Here is a 24,181-nt window from a genome sequence, read left to right as displayed (position 1 = left end):
CCAGTGCCACAGACCGCCCATAGGTTGACGCCGCTTCAATCACACCCAGTTCGTCTGCAAGCCGGGCCCGAGGCGGTATCACGCCTCGGCCGCCACCTCGGTCACTCGTCAGCTGACGGAGACGCTGCCGCCCTTGGGCAGGTAGCCGATCTTCTCCACCGGCAACTCGCCGACCACGGAGCCGGTGCAGTCCCGGCCGGAGTACAGCGTGACGGCACGATCGGTGCTGTTGACGACGGTGATCTGGAACGTGGTGTAGAAGGTGCCGTCGGTGTTCAAGCAGCCCACCGGATCCGCGTGCAGCTCACCGTTGATCGACAGCGTTCCGACCGCGGCCTGCGCCGTCCCCGCCGACAGCATGGCCGCGGCCCCCGCCAGGGCCAGCGCACCGACAAACCCAGCAGTACGAATCATTCGTGCCTCCAGTTCTTTTCGATGTCGACCAACCCCGAAGCCGACGTCTCGTGAAATGCGCCTGTGATTCTGTCACGAGTTCCAGCGGGACGGAACCGTGCTGGTCGAGACGCCGGGAGACACGACATCGCCCGGCCGGGCGCAGGTAGCACCCGGCCGAGCGTTTCCGCGATCAGGCGGCGGCGTGCGCGGCGCCGACCGCCGCGGTGTCCTTGCGAACCCCGAACGCCACGATGATCTCCATGATGCCGAGGATGATCAGCCACACCCCCGCCAGGACGGCCAGCGTGGCCACCGACCGCACCGGCCAGACGATCAGCACGACGCCGGCGGCTGCGGTAACGACACCGAAGAACACCTGCCACCAGCGCCCCGGCATCCCGGGTTCGGAGATCGCGGCTACCAGCAGCGCGATCCCGCGGAACAGCCAGCCGATGCCGATCCACAACCCGAGCAGCAGGATCGAGGCCAATTCGTCGCGGAAGCAGAAGACGCCGACCACGATGGACAGCACCCCGATGATGAACGACAGCACCCGCAGGCCCGCGCCGCCAGGCGCTCCGAAGGCCGCGATCAGCTGCAGGAAACCGGTGACCACGAGGTAGACGCCGAAAATGACGCCTGCCGCCAGCAGGGTGATGCCCGGCCAGGCCAGGATCAGGATGCCGAGGATCACCGCCAGGATGCCGGTGAGCAGGATGGTTTGCCACGCACGGCGGGCAAGAGACTGCAGGGGACCCTCTACCACGCTGTTTGTCGTCATGCATTGATGCTATAGCTCACCCCCTCGCGTTTTCTGACCATTTGCCCAGTGGGCCGCAACATGCTGGATCGGCCGGTACCGCCGCGTTGCCCGGAGTTCACGTTTCGCTGCTCGTGCGGTCGGGTAGTCATCTCTGAGTGACTCTTCGTTGGCGCCCCCGGGGGTGAACGGGTGGGTCGGGGTTCGGTGAGACTCGGGTGGCTAGGAGAAGAGGGTGGCGGTTCTGCTCGTGTTGCAGGCGCGTGGGCTGGGTGACCTACTCACCGCGGTCCCGGCTCTCCGCGCACTGCGCCGGGCCAAACCGCACGATCGCATCGTTTTGGCGGCCCCGCAGCGACTGAAGCCGATCGTCGATCTGATCGCCTCGGTCGACGCGCTGGCGCCCACCACCGACCCGGGCAACCTTCGCTGGGACGCGCCTCCTCCCGAGTTGGCGGTCAACCTGCAAGGCGCGAGCGCCGAAAGCATCGTCGCGCTGTCCAAGACCCGGCCCGGACGCATCCTCTCCTTTCGCAACGCCGCGTTCCCGGAGCTGTCCGGCCCGGAATGGGAACCCGACATGCACGAGGTGGACCGCTGGTGTCATCTGCTGGAGTACGGCGGCATCGGAGCGGATCGCCGCAATCTCGGACTGGTTCCACCGGTGTCGACGACCAGCCGCCGCGACTGCGTGGTCGTGCACGTCGGCGCGGGCGCACCGGCCCGCCGCTGGCCGCCTGATCGTTTCGCCGCGGTGGTCCGGCACCTGTTGATGCTCGGGCGCGAAGTGGTCATCACCGGCGACGAGTACGAACGCCAGCTCGCGCTGGGCATCGCCGCCCGGGCGGGGCTGCCCGTCGGCCGGGTGCTCGCCGGAGAGCAGAACCTCATCGATCTGGCCGCCACCGTCGCCGAGGCCGCCCTGGTGATCTGCGGGGACACCGGGGTCGTAGGCCTGGCCACGGCGTTCGGCACCCGCACTGTGTTGCTGTTCGGCCCCACCCCGCCCCGGCGGGCCGGTCCGCCCGCGCACCTGCTCGGCCGGCACGCGGTGCTGTGGACCGGCCACGTCGGCGACCCGGACGCCGACGCCCCCGACCCGGGTCTGCTGCAGATCGGGGTCACCGAAGTGATCAATGCCGTCGACAAGCAGCTGAGCAAGCGCAACTGGCCCGGCACGGGCTCCGACCGCCGTAAGGCGGCGTATCGGCGCGTCGGATGACCACCGTCCCGACGCCATTCGGGGAGCCGATCGCGGCGCCTGGTTCCTCCGCGGTCAGGCTTCCGCCGTCGCGGCGGTTCTGAGCGCCGCGGAATAGGAAGCGAGCGCACTCGGCCAGAACTGCTCCAGGTAGTCGCGGGCGTCGGCGAGGCCGCGCGGGTCCAGCGAATACAGCCGCCGGTTGCCCTCCGGCCGCATCATGACCAACCGCGCATCGCGCAGCACACGCAGATGCTGGGAGACCGCCGAACTGGTCACACCGACTTCGCGCGCGAGTTCACCGACCGAGCGCGCGGCCTGCGGCAAGGCCTCGAAGATCGCGCGGCGAGTCGGGTCCGCGAGCGCAGTCAAGGCCTGAACTCCATTAGTCGCCACTCACACAGTGTGGGCGTCCGGCGTTTCATCGGTCAACTCCTGGGAAGGGCGCCATATCCCCAGCTCGCGTGGGCAACGCCCACATGTCGTTACCTCGCCGTGACCGTCGAGCTGGGCTTTTATCCCCGGTGATGGTTGCCACAAGATAGCGGACCGGTGCGGCAGCTACCGTACGTTCGACCCCATGCCCGTGACCTTTCCGTTACCGATCCGTCGCGGCGTGACCCGATTACGCCGCGACCGCACCGTCACCCGAGTGGTCGCCGCCTCCGCGGTCGTCACCGCCTCCTTCGGCATCATCGCCGCAGCACAGCAGGACCCGGACACCGACGCGTCCGCCCGGCTCGTCGCCGGGAAGATCGCGTCGGGCGAGATCCGCCCGGCCGAGGGCACAGCGCAGTTCGCCCTCTTCACCCCGCCCGACAACCCCGCGCCGCAGGCAGCGCCGGTGCCCTGGGATCCGAACCGCGTCGCGCAGGAGTTCACCCGCCCGAAGACCGTCCGCCCGGTAGCCGGTGTGCTCACCTCGAATTTCGGCGCTCGCTGGGGCGCGATGCACGCCGGCCTGGATTTCGGTGACCCGCTCGGCGCGCCGATCGCCACGGTCACCGACGGCGTCGTGATCGAAGCAGGCCCCGCTTCCGGCTTCGGTCTGTGGGTGCGCGTGCAACAGGACGACGGCACCGTCGGGGTCTACGGCCACGTCAACGACATCCTCGTCGACGTCGGCCAGCCGGTCCGCGCGGGCGACGTCATCGCGACGGTCGGCAACAGGGGCAACTCCACCGGCCCGCACCTGCACTTCGAAGTCCATCTGCCCGACGGCGTGAAGATCGATCCGCAGCCCTGGCTGGCCGAGCGCGGCATCGACGTCGGGCATGCCCCCGAGGACTGATCCCGATCCTTCTCGCGGGACATGAGGGGCTCGCGAATGAACTCGGCGACAGTGCCGTCGCCCGCGACGGGCCGCGAACGCAACGACGCGTTCGCGGCCCGATTCTTTCCTCTCGCCCTCGAGACCCCGCTGCGGCACTCGGTTCCGCCGCCCCTGCGGTAGGGCCCGCGATAGCGACCCGGTACCGAAGTACTAGACGCGAATAGCGCCGCGGCGGGACGCCACACAGCGTGCGCGATTCCTACTTTCGGTCCATGTCCACAACACGTTTCGTCGCCGTGGCCCAGGACGGGTCGTCAGCGCCGCGGTCGGTCCCGAGCACGAAGGCGGCGACGGGCGCGCGGCTGCATCGACCGCTGCTCGGCACGGTGGCCGCGATGGCCACGCTCGTCTTGTTCTCCCTCGCGGCGATGGCGGTCGACGACCGTGAACTGCTCGGCGAGTCGGTCTGGCTCAAGCCGATGAAGTTCGGCCTCGCGTTCTTCCTCTACAGCCTCACCCTGGCCTGGCTGCTGTCGTTGCCGCACAAGGGAAGCCGCGCCACCTGGTGGCTCGGGACGGTGTTCGCGGTGACCGGGTTCATCGACGTCGGCTTCATCGTATTGCAGGCCGCCCGCGGCACCTTCAGCCACTTCAACACCGAGGACGATCCGGTGAACTCGATCGGTCAGGTGGTCTTCGCCTCCGGCGTGCCCGGCCTGTTCCTCGCCAACCTGCTCATCGTGCTGATCCTGGCCTGGCAGCGGTTGGTGGACCGCCCGACAGCACGGGCCATCCACGCAGGTATGGCCCTGGCCGTCGTCGGCATGGCGCTGGGCTACCTGATGGGTTTCACCGGAAAGCAGCTCGTGCGCGACAGCGACGGGCGGATCGTCGAATTGGCCGCCGGGCACACGGTCATCACCGATCCGGGCGATCTCGCGCCGCGCGACGCCATGGGCGGCATGCCGATCACGCACTGGAGCACCGTCGGCGGTGACCTGCGCGTTCCGCACTTCGTCGGACTGCACGGCATCCAGGTGCTGCTGGTGGTGGCCCTCACCCTCACCTGGCTCGCACCGCGCTACCGCTGGCTGCGTACGGAACGGGCCCGCGCCGCCGTCGTGGGTGTGCTCGCGGCCGGGTACGCCGGTCTGCTGGCCCTGGTCTTCTGGCAGGCGATGCGCGCTCAGTCGCTGATCCACCCGGACCCCGCCACCTGGCTCGCGGCAGGCGGGCTCGTCGCGACCGCCGGAGCACTGCTCGGTGCGGTGTACCTCCGCCACCGCGACCCCGGAGCCGCGCACCGCCACACGGCAGCGGGGCCGGTCAGCGCAGACGTTCCGCGTCACGGGTGAGCGCGACCAGAGTCCGGCCGAGCGCGGCCAGCTCCTCGGGCGTCGCGCCCTCCCCGATGGCGGTGGCGACGTCCTCGGCGGCGCAGCGGGCCGCGAACCAGCGATCGGCCAGGTCGGCGGCCTCTTGGGCACTGAGCACAACCGCGTCGTCGGGAATTCCGGTTCCCTTCAAGCTGTTGCGGTGTTCGTAGGCGCGTTGGCGACAGGACTGGCGGCAGTACCGGCGACGGCGGCCGGCCTCCGATTCCACGATCTCCCGCCCACACCACTGGCAGGACAAGCGGCGCGACATGACGCAGAACACTAATCGCTCGCCACCCGCGATCCGCTCAGCGACCCCCGCCGCGAATCACCCGGCATCGGGCGTGGCGAGGCCTGCGCGAGGCGGGCACTACAATGGAACGGTTCACCGCGGCCGCGTCGGGAACTATCGGCGCAGGCCCGATCGTTGTACGTAAGGTCCGGCGGGTGCCCCGCGCACTCGTGCGGACACGGTCGCAGCGCACGAAGACTCGAGCACACAGGGAGAGGCACACCATGGCAGATCGCGTACTCCGAGGCAGTCGGCTCGGAGCGGTGAGCTACGAGACCGATCGCGACCACGACCTGGCTCCGCGTCGGATCGCCCGGTACCGGACCGACAACGGCGAGGAATTCGATGTTCCCTTCGCCGACGACGCCGAGATCCCGCCGACCTGGCTGTGCCGCAACGGCCAGGAGGGCGTGCTGATCGAAGGCACCAGCCAGGAGGCCAAGAAGGTCAAGCCGCCGCGCACGCACTGGGACATGCTGCTGGAGCGCCGCAGCAAGGAGGAGCTCGAGGAGTTGCTCAAGGAGCGCCTCGACCTGCTCAAGACCCGCCGCCGCGCCTGACGGTCCGCGCTTCACGGAAAACGGCCGCCGCATCGTCGGATGCGGCGGCCGTTCGTGTCTCGCACGCCGGTCAGCGACTGGCCACCTTGCGATAGCGCAGCAGCGCCAGCGGCACGGCGACCACGAGGATCGCCACCGAGCAGGCCACCGCGTATTCGACGCAGTGGTCGGCGGCCCAGCCGGTGGGCGGGACAAACGTGGGCGGCGAGTCGTTGTCGAACAGCTTGCGTCCCGCCGCCGAGACCGCGGTGATCGGATTCCACTCGGCGATCGTGCGCAGCGGGCCGGGCAGCGTCTCGGCCGAGATGAACGCCGAGGAGATGAACGTCAGCGGGAACAGCCAGATCAGTCCGGCGCTCTGCGCAACCTCGACGGTCGGTGACAGCAAGCCGGTCAACGCTCCGATCCAGGACATCGCGAACGCGAACAGCAGGATCACCGCGAACGCCAGCACGGCATCGGTGACGCTGCCGTGAATGCGCCAGCCGACTACGTACCCGCATCCGACCATCACCGCCAGGCTCAGGATGTTCACCACGAGGTCCGACAGCGTGCGGCCCATCAGCACGGCCAGCCGCGACATCGGCAGCGCCCGCATCCGGTCGATGATGCCCTTCTGTAAGTCCCCGGCCAGTCCGACCGTGGTGAACGCTGCGTTGAACGCGACCGTCTGGGTGAAGATGCCTGCGAGCAGGAACTCCCGGTACTGGCCCCCGCCCAGTGAGGCGCCGAAGATGTAGGCGAACAAGAACACGAACATCAGCGGCTGGATCGTCGCGGTCACCAGCAGCGTGGGCACGCGCAGGATGGTCAGCAGATTGCGGTGGGCGACGATCGCGCTGTCCCGGAACAGCCGCAGGCGCGGGGCGGAATTCGGCTGCGCGGCCGTGTTTCTCGGCTCCGGCTCCGCCTTCGGGGTGGCCTCCCCCACCATTGCCGTGCTCACGACATGATCTCCTCTTGTACGTCGTCGGTCTCCGGTTCCGTGGCGGGCGCGCTTCCCGGTTTGCCGGTGAGGGAAAGGAATACGTCGTCGAGGCTCGGCCGGTGCACGTTCGCGTCGACCACGCAGACACCCGCGTCGTCGAGCCTGCGCAGTGCCTCCACCATGGTGCGTGAACCGTCGCCGACCACCACCGATACCTCGTCGGTGCCCGCCTCGTGGGCGGGCTCGCCGACGCCGATCTGCGCCAGTACGACCAGCGCGGGCTCGGCGGCCTGCCCGGCGGCCAGGGTGACGGTGAGGCGGTCGCCACCGATCGAGGTCTTCAGCTCGTCGGCCGAGCCGCGGGCGATGACCCGCCCGTGGTCGATGACGGTGATGCGGTCGGCCAGCAGGTCGGCCTCTTCGAGATACTGCGTGGTGAGCAGCACCGTGGTCCCGTCGTCGACGAGCTCGCCGATCACCCGCCACATGTCCAGCCTGCCGCGCGGGTCCAGACCGGTGGTCGGCTCGTCCAGCACCACCACGGCGGGCCGGGCGACCAGCGCACCGGCGAGATCGAGCCGCCGGGCCATGCCACCGGAGTAGGTTCCGGCCCTGCGGTGCGCGGCGTAGTCGAGCCCGAGGACGCCGAGCAGTTCGGTGGCCCGGGCCGACGCCTGGCGCGGGGACATCCCGTACAGCCGGGCCACCATGCGCAGGTTCTCGTAGCCGGACAGGTTGCCGTCGACGGCGGCGTACTGGCCGGACAGGCCGATCCGTTTGCGCGCCGCCGCGGGATCGCGCAGCACGTCGATGCCCGCTACCCGCACCGACCCGCCGGACGGTTTCAGCAGCGTGGTGACGATCCGCACGGTCGTCGTCTTACCCGCGCCGTTCGGGCCGAGCAGGCCCATCACGGTGCCGGTGGGGATTCGTAGGTCGACCTCGTCCAGCACCCGGACCCGGCCGTAGTTCTTCACCAGGCCGGTTACCTCCACCGCGAAGCTCACCTGGGCGTCTCCTTCGTCTCCAGCCACCTGCGCAGCACCGGCCCGATCACCGCCAGCGCGTCCGGGGTGGTCATCGCGGAGTGCGCGCAGCGCAGCTCGTGGTCATGGACGGCACCGGTGACGTGCGGCTGCCAGGCGTCGGCGCGCCGGTCGGGGTCGTTCCGGTTGACCGGGTCGTCACCCGCGGTGAAGAACAGCAAATCGCCGTCGAACGGCCGGGGCCGGAAGCTGTGCGCGAGCACGGTGCCGTTCTCGTAGCCCGCGTAGAGCCGCTCCAGATGCTCCACGGTCAGCGCCGCGAACGGCCCGGACCGGGCGCGCAGCAGTTCGGCCGCGTCCCGCAGGCTCATGTCCGGATCGATCTCGCCATCGAGGTCGTCGTTGCCGAATTCTCCGACGATCTCGGCGACGCTCGGGGTCGCGTGCGCGAGCAATTCGTCGGACAGCCGGTAGCTGTCCATCATCGACAGCAAGGCGACCTCCTCGCCCGCCTCTTGCAGCTGCACCGCCATCTCGTGGGCGATCAGCCCGCCGAGCGACCAGCCGAGCAAGTGGTAGGGGCCCTCCGGTTGGATCTGCTTGATCGCGGCCACGTAGTGACCCGCGGCCTCGGCGATCGACTCGTAGCTGTCCTCCCCCGCGACGTGCGGAGCCTGCAAGCCGTAGACCGGCCGGTCCGCGGGGAGGTGCGCGAGCAACCCCGAGTAGCACCATGCCAATCCGATCGCCGGATGCACGCAGAACAGCGGCGCCTGACTCGCCGCGGTGCTCGGCCGGATCGGCAGCACCGGCGCGAGCATCGCCGCCACCGCGCTGCCCGAGGACGCGTCCGCACCGTCCAGCCGCGCCGCGATCGCCGCGGGCGTCGCGTCGCCGAACATCAACTGCACCGGCAGATCGATGCCCGTCTCTCGCACGTGCGCGACCACTTTCGTGGCCAGCAGCGAGTTGCCGCCGAGTTCGAAGAAGCCGTCGTCGACGCCCACCGACTCCACACCGAGTACCTCGGCGAAGGCCGCGCACAGCGCCTCCTCCGCGGGGGTGGACGGTGCGCGGTAGCCCTCGCCCGCGGTGAACACCGGCTCCGGCAGCTTCGCGCGATCCAGCTTGCCCACCGGGCTGAGCGGCACCTCGTCGAGCAACATGATCGACTGCGGGACCATGTAGTTCGGCACCAATCCGGTCAGGTGCCCGGTCAACTCGGCCGCGGTGAGCGTCACGCCGTCGCGCGCCTTCACATACGACACCAGCGCCGTCGCGCCGGCCGGGGTGCGATGCCCGATGGTGGTCGAGAACGCCACCGCGCCATGGCGAGCGAGCGCGGCGTCGACCTCGCCCAGTTCGATGCGGAAGCCGCGGATCTTGACCTGATGGTCGGTGCGGCCGACGTACTCGATCTCCGGCGCGGCATCCACCGCCGCCCCGTGGTCGCGCGACCCGGCCCACCAGCGCACCAGATCGCCGGTACGGTACATCCGCTCGCCCGGCTTGCCGAACGGATTGGCGACGAACCGCTGGGCGGTCAATCCCGGACGGTTCAGGTAGCCGCGGGCCAGCGCGTCACCGGCCAGGTGCAGTTCACCGGTCACCCCGAGCGGAGCCGGATGCAGTCGCGCGTCCAGGATCGCCGCGTTCACGCCACGGATGGGTCCGCCGATGGTGATCGGCTCGCCAGGAGTCATCGGCTGGGAGATGACCGTGACGATGGTGGTCTCGGTGGGGCCGTAGACGTTGTACAGGCTGCGGCCGGGCGCCCACCTGGTCACCAGGTCCGGCGGCAACGCTTCACCGCCGACCAGCACGTGCTGCAACTCGCGCAGCCCGGTGGGGTCGACCGTGCCGAGGGCGGAGGTGGTGATGAACGCGTGGGTGATTCGTTCCGCGGCGAACACCTGGCGCAGATCGTCGCCGCCGACCACGCCGCCGGGCGTGATCACCAGGGTCGCAGCGCCGCCGAGGGACAGCAGCAGATCGAGCATCGCGGCGTCGAAACTCGGGGTGGCGAAGTGCAGCACGCGGCATCCCGGCTGGACGTCGAACCGGTGGGCGGTCTCGGCGGCGAAGTTCGACAATCCGCCGTGCGTGACCATCACGCCCTTCGGTGTGCCGGTGGAGCCGGAGGTGTAGATCACGTACGCCGGGTTGTCGATTCGCAGTGGAGCGAGGCGCTCGGTGTCGGCGATCGGCACGTCCGGCGCGTCGAGCACCCGCGCGCGGAAGGCCGGATCGTCGAGCACGATCCACTCCGTGCCCTCGGGCAGCTCGCCGCGGTAACCCGCCAGCGTGATACCCAGCGCCGCACCGGAATCCGACAGCATGTGCGTGATGCGCTGCTGCGGGTACAACGGGTCGACCGGGACGAACGCCGCCCCGGCCTTGGCCACCGCGAGCACCGTCGCCACCGACTCGATCGATCGCGGGATACCCAGTGCCACCAGGGTTTCCGGGCCGACGCCACGGGCGATGAGCACCCGCGCCAGCCGGTTGGTCCAGCGATCCAGGGCGTCGTAGGTCACCTCGGTGCCGTCGGAGACCAGGGCGACGGCGGCGCGATCGACGCTCGCGGCCTGCTCGAAGACCTCGGGGAAGGTGATCGGCCGGTCCGGTTTCCCTCCGCGTACCGGAGCCAGCCCCGACCACTCGGCGGGATCGAGCAGCTCCAGATCGCCCACCGCGGTGGTCGGGTTCGCGGCGATCGCGGCGAGCAGCCGGGCGAGGCGCTTGCCGAGCCGCTGGGCGGTCGGCTCGTCGAACAGATCTCGCGCGTAGTTCACCGACACCGTGATGCCGGCCGGATCGCGGTGCGCGGTCTGTGTTTCGGTCAGGGTGAACTGGAGATCGAACTTCGCGATCCCGGTGTCGATGTCGGCGGCCTCGATGCGCATCCCCGGCAGGTCCAGTCCGACGACCGGCTCGTTGCGGACCGAGAGCATCACCTGGAACATCGGATGGTGCGCCTGGGACCTGGCTGGATTGAGCACCTCCACCAGACGCTCGAACGGCAGGTCCGCGTGGGCGAAGGCGTCCAGGTCGGTTTCGCGCACCGCGTGCAGCAAGTCGGTGAACCGGGCGCCCGGGTCGATCCGCGTGCGCAGCACGAGCGTGTTGACGAACATGCCGACCAGCCGGTCCAGCGCGGGATGACCGCGGCCCGCGATCGGGGTGCCGACGGTGATGTCGTCGGTGGTGGTCATCCGGTGCAGCAGCACCGCGAGCGCGGCGTGCAGGACCATGAACAGGCTGACGTTGTTGCTGCCCGCGATCGTCTGCAACTCGCGGTGGGTGACCGGGTCCACCGCGCACTCCACGGTGCCGCCCCGGTAGGACGGAGCGGGCGGTCGCGGGCGGTCGGCGGGCACGGTCAGCAACTCGGGGATGCCGTCCAGGGCCTGCCGCCAATAGGCCAGCTGCGCCCTCACCGCCGAGTCCGGGTCGTCCTCGCTGCCGAGCACGTCCTGCTGCCACAGTGTGTAGTCGGCGTACTGCACCTCCGGCTCCGGCAAGTCCGGCGCGCCGCCGCCGCAGGCCGCGCGATAGGCCACCGCGACGTCGGCGGCCATCGGCTCGAGCGACCAGCCGTCCATCGCGATGTGGTGCACGACCACGACGAGAACATGCTGCGCCGGTTCGTCGGCGCTGTTCGGCACCGAGATCAGCGCCGCGCGGATCGGCACGGTGGTGGCCAGATCGAATCCCGGTGCGACGAAACGCCGTACGGCGGTCTCGATCTCCTCGGGACGCGCGGTCATCCGCGCCAGCGGGAGCGCCGCCTCGGCCGGGTCGAGCACGACCTGGGCGGGTGCGCCGTCGGTCTCCGGGAACACCGTGCGCAGGGTTTCGTGCCTGACCTGTACCGCACGCAGCGCCGAGACCAGCGCGCCGACATCCAGATCGCCGGTCATGCGCAGCACGAGCGGGACGTTGTAGGCGCCCGCCGACTGTCCCCCGCTCGACCCGCCCGCGTTGAACCTGTTGAGGAACCACAGCCGCCGCTGCGCGGCCGACAGCGGTATGCGCTCCGGGCGCTCCCTGCGCACCAGCGCGGGGCGGTCCGCGTCGGACGCGGCACCCGTGTCCAGCAGCTCGGCGAGTCCGGCGACCGTCGGCGTGGCGAACACGGCGCGCACGGCGAGCCGCACGTTCGTCGCGGCGGCCAGCCGCGCGACGAGCTGGGTCGCCAGCAACGAGTTGCCGCCGATGTCGAAGAAGTTGTCGTCGGCGTGCACGCCCTCGGCCCCGATCAACTCGCCCATCACGGCGGCGACCAAGCGCTCCGCGTCGGTCCGGGGCGCACGACCGGTCGAATCGCCGACCGACTGCGGTTCGGGCAGTGCGCTGACGTCCAGCTTCCCGACGGGGGTGAGCGGGATGGTGTCCAGCACGGTGACACCGGAGGGCACCATGTGGGTGGGCAGCCTGTGCGCGACGAAGGCGCGCAGCGCTTCGGTGTCCACCCCGGCCGCGCGGTCGGCGGGCTGGACGAAGGCGATGATCCGGTCGGCGCCCGCGATGCGGCGCACCTCGGTGTGCGCGAATCGCACCGACGGGTGTTCGCCGAGCACGGCGGTGATCTCGCCGAGTTCGACACGGAAACCGCGCAGCTTCACCTGATGGTCGCTGCGCCCGAGGTAGACCAGCTCGCCCGAGGCGTTCCAGCGCACCACGTCGCCGGTCCGGTACATCCTGGCGCCGGCGGGGCCGTGCGGATCGGCCACGAAACGTGTCGCGGTGAGGCCGAATCGGTCGAAGTACCCGCGCGCGACGCCATGCCCCGAGAGGTACAACTCGCCGGGGACGCCGACCGGTACCGGGCGCAGCCGCTCGTCGAGCACCGATGCCCGGGCGCCCCGCACCAGGGTGCCGATGGTGATCGGAGCACCGACGCGCATCGGGCCGGAGATGGTGATGACCACCGTGGTCTCGGTGGGCCCGTACACATCGCACATCACCCGTCCCGGCGCCCACCGCGCCACCAGGTCCGGCGCCACCGCCTCGCCGCCGACCATGAGCGCCCGCATATGCGGCAGCGGCCAGCGTTCGTGGTCGATCGTGGCCAGTGCGGCCGGGGTCATGAAGCCGTGCGAGACGCGCTCGCGTTCCATCAGCGCGGCCAGCTCGTCACCGCCGTAGATGTCGGTCGGGCAGATCACCATCGCCGCGCCCGCCCCCAGTGCGATCAGCAGGTCCAGGATCGCCGCGTCGAAACTCGGCGTCGCGAAGTGCAGTGTGCGGGAATGCTCGTCGACGCCGACGCGGTCGCGGATCTCGTCGGCCAGGTTGGCCAGACCGCTGTGGGTCACCGCGACGCCCTTCGGCGTTCCGGTCGACCCCGAGGTGTAGATCAGATAGGCCAGATCGGCCACCTGGATGTTGCGCGAACGCTCGCGGTCATGGATCGGGGCGTCGTCGTGGCCTTCGAGTTCGGCGGCGAACTCGGGGCGGTCCAGCAGCAACCACTCGATGTCGCGCCCCGCCGGGGCGCCCTCGCGCAGGTGCTCCACATGCGCGGTGATCGCGACGCCGGTCGCGCAACCGGAGTCGGCGAGCATGTGCCGGATGCGGTCGGCGGGGTACTTCGGGTCGACCGGGACGAACGCCGCGCCGGACTTCGCCGCCGCCAGCATCGCCACCACCGAGTCGATCGAGCGGATGAGCCCGAGCGCCACCCGCGTCCCCGGCCCGAGTCCGCGCGCGATCAGCGCGCGCGCCAGGCGATTCGAGCGCCGGTCGAGCTCGGCATAGGTGAGTGACGTCGTGCCCGCGCACAGCGCCGTGTGGTGTGGATACCGCTGCGCGGTCGCGGTGAAGTACTCGGCCAGCGTGCACGGCGGGGCCGCCCGGCCGCCCCGCGCGGGGGCGAGGGTGCGGCGCTCATGGTCGGTGCGCGCGTCGACGTCGCGGATCAGCACGCGCGGGTCGCCGGTGACGGCGGTGAGCACGCGCAAGAATCGGTCCGCCAGCGTCTCGATCGTCATCGCGTCGAAAAGCTCGGCGGCGTAGACGAATTCGAAAACGCTGTCCGCCTCGCCCGCGATGGACCCCGGTCGGCCGGTGTCGTTCGCGACGCGCAGCTCCAGATCGAACTTCGCGGACGCGATGTCCAGCGGCTCCGCGCGCAGCGCGAGACCGGGCAGTTCCAGCGTCGGCGCCGGACCGTCCTGCACGCTCAATGCGACCTGGAACAGCGGGTGCCTGCCCGAGGAGCGGGCCTCGGCGCCGAATTCGTCCACGATGCGCTCGAACGGGATGTCGGCATGCGCCAGCGCGGCCAGCTCGGTGTCCCGATCCGCGCGCAGCAGGTCGGTGAAGCTGCGGTCCGGATCCACGTCGGAGCGCAGCACCAACGTGTTCACGAACATGCCGACCAACCGGTCGAGCTTGGTGTCGGTGCGCCCCGCCACCGGTGTGCCGATCACGATGTCGCGACCACCGGTCACGCAGCGCAACAGCACCGCGAATGCCGAACGCAGCACCATGAACTTGCTGACGCCACGCTCGCGGGCAAGCGCGGCGAGTTCGCGCTGCACCTGTTCCGGCACCGTGAAACGCACCGTCCCGGCCTGCTGGGTCGGCTCAGCGGGCCGCGGCCGGTCATACGGCAGCGGCAGCTGATCGGGGAGGTCGGCCAGCGCGGTGCGCCAGTACTCCAGTTGGGTCGCCGCGGCGCTGTCCGGATCGCCCTCCTCACCGAGGCAGGCACGCTGCCAGAGTCCGAAGTCGGCGTACTGCACCGGAAGCGGCGTCCACGACGGCGCCTCGCCCTCGTGCCGTGCCGCATAGGCGGCGGCCAGGTCCCCGGTCAGCGGGCCGAGCGACCAGCCGTCGGCCGCGATGTGGTGCAGCACGACACCGAGCAGGTAGCGCTCGGGCGAGGTGCGCAGCAGCGACAGCCGCAGGGGCGGCTCACCGGTGAGGTCGAAACCGGTGTGCGCCAGCGCTTCCAGCGCGGCCTTCGCGCCGGAGTCGTCGATATCGGTGACCGCCACCTCCGGCAGTGCGCGCTCGACCGGCAGGACCACCTGCTGGGCACCTTCGGCGTCCTCCGGGAAGACGGTGCGCAGCACCTCGTGCCGCCGCAGCACATCGGCGAGCGCTTCGCGCAGTGCGGGCACGTCGAGATCACCGGCGACGCGGATCACGAAAGCGATGTTGTAGGCACTCGATTCGGGCGCGAATCGGTTGAGGAACCACAAACGCTGCTGCGGCAGCGACAATGGGATACGTCCCGGACGCGGTGTCCGCACCGCCAGCGCCGGCCGCTGCGTCCGGGGCGCTCGATCCAGTTGCCCGGCGATCCCGGCGACCGTGGGCGCCTCGAAGATCGACCGCACCGGCAGCTCCACACCGAACTCCGCGTGCAGCGCGGCGGCGAGACGGGTGGCCAGCAGCGAGTTGCCGCCGAGATCGAAGAAGCTGTCCTCGGCTCCGAGGACCGGGCGTCCGAGCACCCCGCCGAACACGCCTGCCACGCCCAGCTCCAGCGCGGTGCTCGGCGGGCGGGAGGTTCCCGCTGCCGCGAACACCGGCGCGGGCAACGCCTTTCGATCCAGCTTGCCCGCGGGGGTGACCGGGATCGCGTCGAGCACCGCCACCGAGGCGGGCACCATGTAGCCGGGCAGCTGCCTGCGCGCGGTCTCCAGCACGGCCCGCGTCTCGACCGGCCGGTCGGCCGTGACATACGACGCCAGCCGTACCTGACCTTGCTCGTCGGTGTGCACCACGGTGAGCGCGAACCGGATGCCTGGATGCAGGCGCAGCACGTTGTCGATCTCGCGCAGTTCGATGCGGAAGCCGCGGATCTTGATCTGGTCGTCCGCGCGTCCGAGGAACCGCAGCTGCCCTGTCCGCTCCACGACGACCAGATCGCCGGTGCGGTACATCCGCTCCCCGCGCCTGCCGTGCGGGTTGGCCACGAACCGCTGCGCGGTCAGGGTGAAACGTCCGTGGTAGCCGCGGGCGACGCCGGGACCGGACACATACAGCTCGCCCGGCGTGCCCGGCGGCACCGGGTGCAAACGATTGTCCAGCACGAACAGTCGCATGCCGCGGACGGGCGAACCGAGCGGCACCGGGCGGCCCGGCTCCATCGGCCCGCTCGCGGTCGCCGCGACGGTGGCCTCCGAGGGACCGTACATGTTGTGCATGCGATGCCCGGCGGTCCAGGTCTCGACGAGTTCCTCCGAGCAGGCGTCACCGCCGACGATGACCGTCTCCAGCTCGTCGAGCCCCTCGTTCGGCACGGTGGCCAGCGCGGCGGGAGTGACGAAGGCGTGGGTGACCCGCTCATCGCGCAGCAGTGTGGCCAGTTCGGCGCCGCCGTACATGCCCGAGGGGGCGATCACCATCGTGGCGCCGGCGGCGAAGCCGAGCAGCATCTCCAGCACCGAGGCGTCGAAACTGGGCGAGGAGAAGTGCAGCGTACGTGCCGCGTCCGAGATGCCGAACAGGTAGTTCTGCTCGGCGGCGAGGGACGCGATGCCCGCGTGGGTCACCACGACCGCTTTCGGCATGCCGGTGGACCCGGAGGTGTAGATGAGGTAGGCCGGATGACTCACCCGCATCGGGTGGTGGCGCTCGTCGTCGGTGATCGGGTCCGCCGGGCGGCCCGACGACTCTGCGGTCAGTTCGCCGGAGCCCAGGACCAGCCAGTCGGCCTGACCCTTGCGGTGCTTGCCGCGCGCGGGCCACGCGGGCAGAGCCGCCAGGCAATCGGGGTCGGTCAGGCCGAGCATCGCTCCGGAGTCACCGATCATGTGCGCGATGCGCTCACTCGGGTAGTTCGGGTCGACGGGCACGTAGGCCGCACCGGTTTTGGCGACGGCCCAGATCGCGGTGATCGCGTCGAGACCGCGCGGCAGCGCGATCGCGACGACCGTCTCGGGCCCGGCGCCGTGCTGGATGAGGGCGCGCGCCAGCGTGTTCGAGCGCTCGTCGAGTTCGCGGTAGGTGGTGTCGGCGCCGAGGTAGCGCACCGCCACCGCGTCCGGCAGCCGGCGCGCGGTGGCGGCGAGCAAGGTGGCCAAGGTGATCGGCGGCTCGGCCGGCGCGCCCGCGATGGGCACGAGGTTCTCGGTTTCCCTGCGGTCCAGGATCGGCAGGTCGCCCACCGGAAGCTCAGGGGCCGCCACGCCGCCCGCCAGCACCGCGATGAACCGGCGGGCGAACGACTGCACCGTGGATTGGTCGAAAACGTCGGTGGTGTAACCGAATTCGGCCGACAGCGGGCCGTCGCCCGAGTCGTCGTGGACGACCAGCTGCAGATCGAACTTGGCGACGTCCGAAGCGATCGGCAACACTTCGGCGCGCACCCCGGGCAGATCGATCCGCAGGTCCGGCGCGTGGTCGTAGGACAGCATCACCTGGAACAACGGGTGCCGCGACGGGGAACGCTCCGGGTTGACCACCTCGACAAGCCGCTCGAACGGCACGTCGGCGTTGGCGAAGGCGTTGAGATCGGTCTCGCGGACCACGTCGAGCATGCGGTCGAATCCGACCGCCGGGTCGACCGCGGTGCGCAGGACGAGGGTGTTGACGAACATGCCGACCAGGTCGTCGAGCGCCGGATCGGAGCGGCCCGCGATCGGGGTGCCGATCGCGATGTCATCGCTCGCGCACAGCCGCGACAGCAACGTCCCCAGCGCCGCGTGCAGCACCATGAACATGCTCACGCCCCGGCTGGCCGCGAGTTCGATCGCGCCCCGGCGGATCTCGGCCGGGATGGCGAACTCGACCCGGCCGCCGACGGTCGATCTGCGTAGCGGGCGCGGGCGATCCAGCGGCAGGTCGAGCTGCTCGGGCAGGCCGGCCAGCGCCGAGCGCCAGTGGGTGAGCTGCCTGCTGAGCGCGCTGCCCGGGTCCGACTCGTCGCCGAGCAGTTCGCGCTGCCAGAGCGCGAAATCGGCATACTGCACCGGCAGTTGCGTCCACTGTGGCGCGACACCGTTCGCGCGCGCGGCCACCGCCGTCATCAAATCCTTGGCCAGCGGTGCGATGGACCACCCGTCACCGCAGATGTGATGCAACACGATGAGGAAGACGTGCCGCTGCGGACCGGTGCGGTAGAGCGCCACCCGGATCGGGGCCTGGCGGCGCAGATCGAAGCCGTACCCGGCGAATTCGGTCGCCAGCTCCGCCACATCGGATTCGGCCGCATCGATCGGGTCGAGCGTCAGCGGGATCGCCTCGGCCGGGTGGATCAGCTGGTAGGGCCCGTCCGGCGACTCCGGGAAGGTGGTGCGCAGACTCTCGTGCCGTTCGATGACGTCCACCAGACCCGCCCGCAGTGCGGCCACATCCAGCGGTCCCTCCACCGCCACCGCCAGCGGCATGTTGTACGCGGCGGCATGCTCGGAGAACCGGTTCAGGATCCACAGCCGCTGCTGTGCCTGCGACAGCGGGATCCGCTCCGGTCGTTCGGCGGGCGCCAGCCGCGGCGAGGAGACGTCGGCGGTCTGCGTGGCGAAGCGACGGGTGAGCGCGTCGATCGTCGCGGCCTCGAACAGATCCCGGATGGTCAGCGCGGTGCCGAGCGCGGCGTTGATCCTGGACACCGCCCGCGCGGCGATGAGCGAGTTGCCGCCCAGATCGAAGAAGTTGTCCTCGACGCCGACCTCGGTGTCGAGCACCTCGGCGAAGATGCCCGCGAGGACCCGCTCCACCTCGGTGCGCGGCTCGGCGATCGGCCGGATCGACCGCACGCTCGGCGCGGGAGCGGGCAGCGCTTTGCGATCGATCTTGCCGTTGGCGCTCAGCGGCAGCTCGTCGAGTTCCATCAGCGCGGAGGGCACCATGTACCCGGGCAGCGTGTGCCGCAGCGCGGTCAGCAGCGCCGCCGTGTCCAGCGGAGCGTCGTCGTCCTCGTGCTTCGCCGCGACCACGTAGGCGACCAGCTCGTCACCGGTGCGTCCGGTGTGCGCAACGCACACCGCGCGAGCCACCTTCGCGTCGTCGAGCAGTGCGGCCTCGATCTCGCCGAGCTCGATGCGCAGACCACGGATCTTGACCTGGAAGTCGCTGCGGCCCAAGTATTCCAGCACACCGGGCTCGCCGCCGGAGCGGCCGATCTGCCAGCGCGCCAGGTCACCGGTGCGGTACATCCTGGCGCCCGGGGTGAACGGATCGGCCACGAAGCGGTCCGCGGTCAGCCACGGTTGCCTCAGGTAGCCGCGGGCCAGCTGGACTCCGGCGAGATACAGTTCGCCGACCACGCCGGGCGGGACGGGCTGCAACCGGTCGTCCAGCACATAGGTCTCGGTGTTCCACACCGGCGAGCCGATCGGCACGACACTCGCGTCGGGCGGGCACGCCCAGTAGGTGACGTCCACGGCGGCCTCGGTCGGGCCGTACAGATTGTGCAGTTCGGCGGCCGGTAGCGCCGCGTAGAACTCCCGCACGGTGGCGGCGGGCAGCGCCTCACCGCTGCAGAACACCCGATGCAGGCAGGCGCAGCCGCTCAGATCGGCCTCGGTGACGAACACCGATAGCATGGACGGCACGAAATGCGCTGTCGTGATACGTTTTTCGGAGATGATCCGGGCGAGGTACGCCGGGTCGCGGTGCCCGTCCGGGGCGGCGATCACCAATCGAGCGCCGATCTGTAAGGGCCAGAAGAACTCCCACACCGAGACGTCGAATGTGGCCGGGGTCTTCTGTAGCACCGCGTCACCGGGGGCGAGCGGATACTCGTGCTGCATCCAGCGCAGCCGGTTGACGATCGCGGCATGAGTTACCCCCACGCCCTTGGGTTTTCCGGTGGATCCCGAGGTGAAGATGACGTAGGCGAGGTGATCGGGACGCAGTGTGCCCTTGCGGTCGGCGTCGGTGATCGGCGCCTCGTCGAATCCGGAGACCCGGGCGGTGTCGATCTCCAGCCGGGTGACGGTCGCGGGCAGTTCGACATCGTCGCGGGCCGCCGTGAGCACGCACAGCGGTTCGGCTTGACGCACGATCTGCCCGATCCGCTCGGCCGGATGCTCGGTGTCCAGCGGCAGGTACGCCGCTCCCGCCTTGACGATGGCGTACATGCCGACCACCAGGTCGAGGCTGCGGCGCAGGCACAGACCGACCGTCGTATCGGGTCCGGCGCCGCGCGCGATCAGCAGCCTGGCCAGGCGGTTGGCGCGCGCGTCGAGTTCGGCGTAGGTCAGCGCCTCGTCACCGAATTCGAGCGCGACCGCGTCCGGGTCCGCCGCGACGCGCTCGGCGAAGAGGCTCGCGAGCGTGCCGTCTTGCCGGGGCGCCGTGGTGGCGTTCCAGCCGTGCAGGACCTGTTCCCGCTCGGCGTGCGTGATCGCGCCGAGGGACTCGGCGGCCGACAGCGGATCGGCGGCCAGGAACCGGCCGAGGAAGTCCAGGTAGCGCGCATGGTGCACGCTCACTTCGGCCTCGCCGTAGAGGCGGGGGTTGGCTTCGAAGTCGACGTGCAGGCGGCCGCCCGCGCCGTTGTAGACGTTGACCGAGAGGTCCTCCACCGGGCCGGTGGCCAGCACGTGCATGGAACCGACCAGGCTGCCGAAACGCAGTTCGTCGTGGAACAGCATCAGGTTGACCATCGGGCCGAAGAATCCGCGCGCGTCGCGGGAGTAGCCGCTGTCGCGCCGGATGTCGTCGTGGCGGTAGCGCTGATGGCGTAAGGCGCCGGTGATCTGCAACTCGGCCGCCTTCACCAGGCCGCCGATCGTGGTCGCCTCGTCGAATCGCAGCCGGATCGGCACGACGTTGGAGATCACGCCCGCCGAGCGGCGCAGCGACACCGTGGTGCGCGCCGAGACCGGCAGGCTCAGGACCACGTCCGAGTTGCCCGTCACCGACCGCACATACGCGGCCAGCGCGGCGACGAACACCGCCGAGTCGGTGGTGTTCCACGCGCTGGTCGCCGCCTCGATCGCGGCATGGTGGTCGTCGTCCAGCACGGCGGTGGCCAGCCTGCGGCCCGCGTCATGGGTGGTGGTGCCGAGGCGGGCGCCACCGAGGCTCACCGGCTCGCCCACGCCCGACAGCTGCCCGAGCCAGTACTCGCGATCGTTCTGGAAACGGCTGGAGTCGTGGTAGCGCGCCTCGTCGGCGTAGATCTCGGCCAGGGAGCTCGCCCGGGACGCGACCGGCTCGGTCCGATTCTCCAGCGCGGTGTAGATCTCCGCCGTGCGGGTGAGCGCGTTCATCGCGCCGTAGCCGTCGATGACGATGTGATGGGCGAACGAGTACCAGAGGTAGTCGGAGTCTCCGATCCGCAGAACCGCGTTGGAGGTCAGCGGGTCGCGTTCCAGGTCGATGGGTGAACTCGTGTGCTCGTGCATCCAGCGCAGCGCCGCCGCGTACGGATCGGCCTCGCCACGCAGGTCGATGCGGACCCAGCCCGGCCGGTGCACCGGATCCACGATCTGATACGGAGTGCCATCTATCTCCACCATGCGAACTTGACCCACCTGGGTCTCCGCACCGAATCGCTCGATCGCGTACAGCAACCGCCCCTCGTCCAAGTCGCCGTGTATCTCGACGTACTGGGAGATCGTCAACGGTACGTCGGGGCGAATGCGCTGCGCGTACCAGAGGGCAGTCTGTGCGGGTGACAGAGCAAACGGTTGTGCAGAGAATTCGCCGGATGAACATTGGTCGACGCGATCCGTGGCCAATGAACTCATCAATCACTCCGTTCTGCCGCTGTTGACGCAACTCCCCGAGCACCACCCCAGCAAGCGCGCGCGCCAGCTGTAGGACGTGATCCACGCCCTATGATTCGGAGCGTCGCATCAACCGGATTGCCGACGTTTTGGATTTGTGTCACATCCAACGTCCTTGGCAGAAGGCCACTTTGGTTGGTTACATTTCCGCAAACATTGCGACTCAACTAGGTCGATCCGAAGCAAAACGGGCCCTGACCAGACCGTTCGATGGTACCCCGGCGAGCGCCTACGTTGCCTGGCGAACAGTGCGCAACTTAATTACGCACCTTCACTTCCGGGACAACGGGGGCAAGAACATACCGAATGTTCGGATAACGTCCGGTCGGCGGGGAAAAATTTAGCGTTCGCCGACGAGACCGGGCGTCGGCCGGGCCCTGCGCGCAGCTCGCCGCCGAGCGACCGCGGCCAGCGCGGCGGCAGCCGTCAGAATAACGAAAATCCGCTCCGGCGCAGGCCCTATTCGCGTTGCGAGAGTGGTGTCGTCACGCAACGGAAGCTCCGCGACCAAAGCGGCGGGCACGAATAACGCGGTTTCCTGCCGGATAGTGCCGTCGGCGCTGATAATGGCGCTCACCCCCGAGGTGGCCGCGACGACCAGCGCTCGGCCGTGCTCGACGGCACGGATGCGAGACATGGCCAGTTGCTGATAAGTCATCTCGCTGTCGCCGAAGGTCGCGTTGTTCGTCGGCACGGTGAGCAACTGCGCACCTGCGCGCAGCGCGTCCTCGAACGACCGGTCGAAGGCCACTTCATAGCACGTCGCGACACCGATGTCGATACCCGCCGCGTGCACAACTCCGTCACCATTTCCCGGTACGAAATATCCGGCACGATCGGCGTATTCGGAGAAAAGCCGGAAAAAACTCCGCATCGGTAGATATTCCCCGAAGGGCTGGATGATCTTCTTGTCGTGGCGCTCACCCGGGCCCGCCGCGCCGTTCCACACCATCACCGAGTTGGTCGTCGTCCGGTCCTGGTTGATCAGCACGGCACCGACCAGGATGGGCGCGCCGATCCGCTCGGAGGCCGCGGTGATCAGGGCGGCGGCGTCGGCATTGCGCAGCGGATCGATGTCGGAGGAGTTCTCCGGCCAGATCACCACATCGGGGCGCGGGGCGCGGCCTGCCGCCACCTCGTCGGCCAGTTCTTCGGTGCGCCGGACGTGGTTGTCCAGCACGGCCCGACGTTGCGCGTTGAAGTCCAGCCCCAGGCGCGGCACGCTGCCCTGGATCGCCGCGACCGTGACCGTTCGGACGCCGACGTCCGGATCGGGCAGCGCGGACCGCAGCAGCAAACCGATGAGCGGCATGACGAGCAAGGTGAAAATCACCGCGGCGTATCCGAGTCGGGTCGCGGGCCCGCGCACGGCGCGCGGTCCGAGCGGACCGGTCTCGTCAGCGCCGGTTTCGCGCCCGTCTTCGGGGGTAAGCGAGTACTGGAGCAGGCCGACCAACGCCGCCGTAGCGGTTCCGGTGAGCGCCACCGCGAACCCGAGCAGCGGGGCGCCACCGACCGCTGCCAGCGACAGGAACCAACCGTCGGCTTGGCCGAACGCCAAACGCCCCCACGGAAACCCGCCGAACGGGAAGCTGGATCTGCCCCATTCGGCCGCCGTCCATGCCGATGCCACCAACAGCGGCCAGCCGGGCAACGTACCGACGAGCCGGCCGAGCAGACCGAAGACGCCCAGGTACAGCGCGCAGACGAGGGACAGCGCCAGCCACGGCAGCGGCCCGACGTAAATGCCGGTCCACGGTAGCAGCGGCACGAAAAACGCCAGTCCGGCCAGGAATCCGTAGCCGAAGCCCGCCCGCAGCCGACCGGCGCCGCGTACGACGAGGGTGAGTATCGCGACGCCGAGCGGTGCGAGAAACCACCACGGCCTGGGCGGAAAACTGCCGAACAACAGCAGTCCCGCGACGATCGCCGCCACCGAGCGCGCCGTCACCGGATACCCGCGTAACACCGCGGACACCTGCCGCCCCATCCCGAGCACTCGCTCTCGCACCATCACTCGGCCACTGCCCGCCATCGGACCGGCGACCGCCGGTCAGGCGCCGACCGCCGTGGTAACGACCGGAGCGACGCCGGATCCACCGCACCGAAGGACTGCCGCTCGGCGAATCCCGAGCGGCAAGCCGATGTGGCGTTCGTCACACGAAAAGCCAAGGCCGCCACGAGCTGCCCGCACGGGTGGCCCTCGGCGCACCGATCGGACCGAGTCGAGCCGGCGGCGATCTCGCGCCGCACGACCGGCTCGACCCGGGCACGGCGCATATGACCGCGAGCCACGACCGTATCCGAGTAATCGGACGTCCACCTGAGAATCGTCGCCCGCGATCGGATCGTTAACAGCTGCTGCCACGAGGCCGGCTCCGTGGTCGAACTCCCCCGGACAAACCGGCGATTGCCGCTCGAGACCAGCGAACCGGTGGCTTGAATGCACGCCGGGCGACCACGCCGCTGGGCCGCGCGAGGCCGCCGCTTCGCAATCCCGTCCGCGCTCGCACCGCTGCGGTTCCGCGCACCGGTCTTGGCACTCAGTGCCACGGCCGCCCTCGTACCGGTGCGGTATCGCCCCTCGGCGGACACGTGGCGATCCGAGTGCCGCCGGGTAACCGAGCGTGGGCCTCCCGTTGTTGGGCAATCAGGCCCGAGAAACTCGGTTACCGCAGCCGGGCGAACGCACTCCGCCAGGACTCCGCC

Annotated in this window: 12 protein-coding genes; 4 read left to right on the top strand and 8 right to left on the bottom strand. The window is 70.0% G+C overall.

The window, feature by feature from the left end; all coding sequences use genetic code 11:
- Positions 1-108: 108 nt before the first annotated feature.
- Positions 109-414 (bottom strand): hypothetical protein, encoded by a 306-nt coding sequence (locus ABZ420_RS30595; protein ID WP_040871783.1) that lies wholly within the window; start codon positions 412-414, stop codon positions 109-111.
- A 172-nt stretch (positions 415-586) separates the two neighbouring features.
- Positions 587-1,177 (bottom strand): DUF308 domain-containing protein, encoded by a 591-nt coding sequence (locus tag ABZ420_RS30590; protein ID WP_357129958.1) that lies wholly within the window; start codon positions 1,175-1,177, stop codon positions 587-589.
- A gap of 214 nt (positions 1,178-1,391) precedes the next feature.
- Between ABZ420_RS30590 and ABZ420_RS30585 the strand changes: the two genes are divergently transcribed.
- Complete coding sequence (locus ABZ420_RS30585; protein WP_357129955.1) at positions 1,392-2,378, top strand: glycosyltransferase family 9 protein; 987 nt, start codon at positions 1,392-1,394, stop codon at positions 2,376-2,378.
- A 54-nt stretch (positions 2,379-2,432) separates the two neighbouring features.
- On the opposite strand, the gene ABZ420_RS30580 is transcribed toward ABZ420_RS30585, so the two are convergent.
- Positions 2,433-2,753, bottom strand: coding sequence for a metalloregulator ArsR/SmtB family transcription factor (locus ABZ420_RS30580; RefSeq protein ID WP_357129951.1), 321 nt, complete (start codon positions 2,751-2,753; stop codon positions 2,433-2,435).
- A 184-nt stretch (positions 2,754-2,937) separates the two neighbouring features.
- Here ABZ420_RS30580 and ABZ420_RS30575 point away from each other — a divergent pair, with 184 nt between their 5' ends.
- Together ABZ420_RS30575 and ABZ420_RS30570 are read left to right on the top strand one after the other, a co-directional pair.
- Positions 2,938-3,648: a M23 family metallopeptidase gene (locus tag ABZ420_RS30575; RefSeq protein ID WP_357129948.1), complete on the top strand. Its 711-nt coding sequence runs from the start codon at positions 2,938-2,940 to the stop codon at positions 3,646-3,648.
- A gap of 254 nt (positions 3,649-3,902) precedes the next feature.
- The gene (locus ABZ420_RS30570) at positions 3,903-4,985 is read left to right on the top strand and encodes a hypothetical protein (RefSeq protein ID WP_357129946.1); all 1,083 of its coding nucleotides are present in this window, start codon (positions 3,903-3,905) and stop codon (positions 4,983-4,985) included.
- Here the strand turns inward: ABZ420_RS30570 and ABZ420_RS30565 are convergent.
- On the bottom strand, positions 4,957-5,277 hold the full coding sequence (locus tag ABZ420_RS30565) for a hypothetical protein (protein WP_040870108.1): 321 nt from the start codon (positions 5,275-5,277) through the stop codon (positions 4,957-4,959). The two genes, ABZ420_RS30570 and ABZ420_RS30565, sit on opposite strands and share 29 nt — an antisense overlap.
- 245 nt (positions 5,278-5,522) lie before the next feature.
- Between ABZ420_RS30565 and ABZ420_RS30560 the strand changes: the two genes are divergently transcribed.
- On the top strand, positions 5,523-5,858 hold the full coding sequence (locus tag ABZ420_RS30560; protein ID WP_357129943.1) for an RNA polymerase-binding protein RbpA: 336 nt from the start codon (positions 5,523-5,525) through the stop codon (positions 5,856-5,858).
- A gap of 70 nt (positions 5,859-5,928) precedes the next feature.
- Here the strand turns inward: ABZ420_RS30560 and ABZ420_RS30555 are convergent, their stop codons facing one another.
- From ABZ420_RS30555 to lnt, 4 genes are all read right to left on the bottom strand, one after another.
- Positions 5,929-6,711: an ABC transporter permease gene (locus tag ABZ420_RS30555; RefSeq protein ID WP_040870144.1), complete on the bottom strand. Its 783-nt coding sequence runs from the start codon at positions 6,709-6,711 to the stop codon at positions 5,929-5,931.
- An 89-nt stretch (positions 6,712-6,800) separates the two neighbouring features.
- The gene (locus tag ABZ420_RS30550; RefSeq protein ID WP_357129940.1) at positions 6,801-7,793 is read right to left on the bottom strand and encodes an ATP-binding cassette domain-containing protein; all 993 of its coding nucleotides are present in this window, start codon (positions 7,791-7,793) and stop codon (positions 6,801-6,803) included.
- Entirely contained in the window at positions 7,790-21,433 is a 13,644-nt protein-coding gene (locus ABZ420_RS30545) for an amino acid adenylation domain-containing protein (RefSeq protein WP_357129937.1), read from the bottom strand. The genes ABZ420_RS30550 and ABZ420_RS30545 overlap by 4 nt, the downstream gene beginning before the upstream one ends.
- A 379-nt stretch (positions 21,434-21,812) precedes the next feature.
- Complete coding sequence (lnt, locus tag ABZ420_RS30540; RefSeq protein WP_357129970.1) at positions 21,813-23,462, bottom strand: apolipoprotein N-acyltransferase; 1,650 nt, start codon at positions 23,460-23,462, stop codon at positions 21,813-21,815.
- Between the last annotated feature and the right edge of the window lie 719 nt (positions 23,463-24,181).

Origin of the sequence: Nocardia sp. NPDC005745, assembly GCF_040630775.1 — a bacterium.
Lineage (GTDB): Bacteria > Actinomycetota > Actinomycetes > Mycobacteriales > Mycobacteriaceae > Nocardia.
The sequence above is the reverse complement of the archived record's forward strand: the minus strand, read 5'-3'. Positions and strand labels throughout refer to the sequence as shown.